The organism is Nostoc flagelliforme FACHB-838 (assembly GCF_014698065.1).
Lineage (GTDB): Bacteria > Cyanobacteriota > Cyanobacteriia > Cyanobacteriales > Nostocaceae > Nostoc > Nostoc flagelliforme_B.
The window spans coordinates 1-1,886 of sequence record NZ_JACJSI010000680.1 but is presented as its reverse complement, the minus strand read 5'-3'; the positions used below and the strand labels follow the sequence as shown (position 1 = coordinate 1,886).

Below are 1,886 nucleotides of genomic sequence, written 5' to 3'. Positions count from 1 at the left end.
GTCGAAGCGGGCATAGTCGGAAATGACGGCATGGTAGGTGTTTCCGTAATTTTGGGGAGTAATACTACAAATACAACTGCATTTGTTCAAATTTCAGGCAGTTCTCTAATGATCAAGACAGAGTTGCTAATCGCCGAATTCAACCGAAGTAGAGAGCTTCAAGGTTTGCTGTTGCGTTAGGGACTTCCAGAAAATAAATTATTCCATTACCAATAATGATAATCATTTTAGAGGGGGGATAAAGGGGCTGCCGTCGGCAGCCCCTTTATCCCCCTTTTGTAGTAATTTAAATAATGACGCTTGTTTTTGAGTGTGGTAACTGATGGTCATAATATTAACTGATTCCCTCAAAAAGTTGTTGATTGAAACTGCATCTCAATTAAAAGGTGCAGCAAAGCGCAAATTTATGGCACAGACAGTTCAAGGCTTAGGTTTAGGAGGGCAAAGGCTTGCACAATCAGAATTAGGATGGAATCGAGATACGATTCGGAAAGGAACGAGAGAATTAAAAAGCGGTATTACTTGCATTGATAACATGAGTGCAAAAGGACGTTATAAAGCAGAAGAACACTTGCCAAATCTTTTAGAAAATATAAAAAATATAGTAGATTCGCAAAGTCAAACTGATCCTAGTTTTAAAAGTCAAAGACTATATAGCAGACTTAGTGCCGCCGAAGTTAGAAAACAATTAATTGAAAAATTTGGTTATAGTGATGAAAATTTACATACATCAGAAACAATTCGCATCAAATTAAATAATTTAGGTTACAATCTCAGAAGGGTAAAGAAAGTTCAGCCTCAAAAAAAATCCCACAAACTGATGCAATCTTCGAGCAATTAGACATAGTAAACAAAGACGCTTCGGAAGATAAGAGTGTTTTACGGCTAAGTATGGACGGAAAAGCCCGCGTTAAGATTGGCTCATTTGACCGAGGGGGTAAAAGCCGGGATGGGGCGAAGGCTGACGACCATGATTATAATCCGAAAACAACTGTAACTCCTTATGGTATCTTTCTCCCAGAGTTTGATGAGCTATTTTTGTACTTTACAGAATCCAAAGTTACAAGCGATTTTATTGTTGATATTTTAGAAGATTTTTGGTTACAAGAAAAGCATCGTTTTTCTGATATTCAAACCCTACTTATTAATCAAGATAATGGGCCGCAGAATAGTTCACGGCGTACCCAATTTATGAAACGTATAGTAGAATTTGCCCAGAAACATCAAGTAAATATACGTTTAGCTTACTATCCACCCTATCATAGTAAATATAATCCGATAGAAAGGACATGGGCAATACTAGAGAATCATTGGAATGGCAGCATTTTAGATGAAGTGGAAACGGCTTTAAAGTTTGCTAGTACTATGAAATGGAAAGGTGATCATCCAGTAGTTAAGCTAGTACACAAAACTTATGAGAATGGGGTAAAACTTACAAAAAAAGCTATGGCTCAAATTGAAAAACAGATTGAGCGGCTAACCGATTCTACTCATGAAGTCTTCCCAAATTTAGGTAATTGGTTTATTGATATTTGTTGTAGTAAAACAAAAGTTATTTGATTTTAATAACAGCATTTATTTAGCTATAAAACATAGTAATTTTACACTGTTTAACTTCCAAGCAGACGACAAGTGTATAGATTCTTCATGCATAGATGAGGGGGAGAAAAGGGGTTGCCCTCAGCAACCCCTTTTCTCCACCCCCCTTAAAATGATTATCATTCTTGAGAAATCCTGTCTCTTGTTTTCTTGGAATAATTTATTCTTTGGAAGTCCCTTATACTCATGGGCTGTTTACCCAAGTGACACAAACACTTGCCTGCAATAGTATCCACACTATAGAACGACGGCTTGCGCGTTGCTTGCTCTTTATCGCTGATCACGTG

The 1,886-nt window shown here is 37.3% G+C and carries 1 protein-coding gene and 1 pseudogene; both read left to right on the top strand.

Going from position 1 to position 1,886, the window contains the following annotated elements; genetic code table 11:
• Nucleotides 1-180: pseudogene (locus tag H6G97_RS52095) on the top strand (Crp/Fnr family transcriptional regulator); the annotation flags it as partial.
• A 148-nt stretch (nucleotides 181-328) separates the two neighbouring features.
• Nucleotides 329-1,560, top strand: a protein-coding gene (locus H6G97_RS50630) for an ISAzo13 family transposase (protein WP_190947723.1) whose coding sequence is annotated in 2 segments (ribosomal slippage) — nucleotides 329-809 and nucleotides 809-1,560 — 1,233 coding nt in all. Because the reading frame shifts where the segments join, the coding sequence is not laid out codon by codon here.
• Nucleotides 1,561-1,886 lie beyond the last annotated feature (326 nt).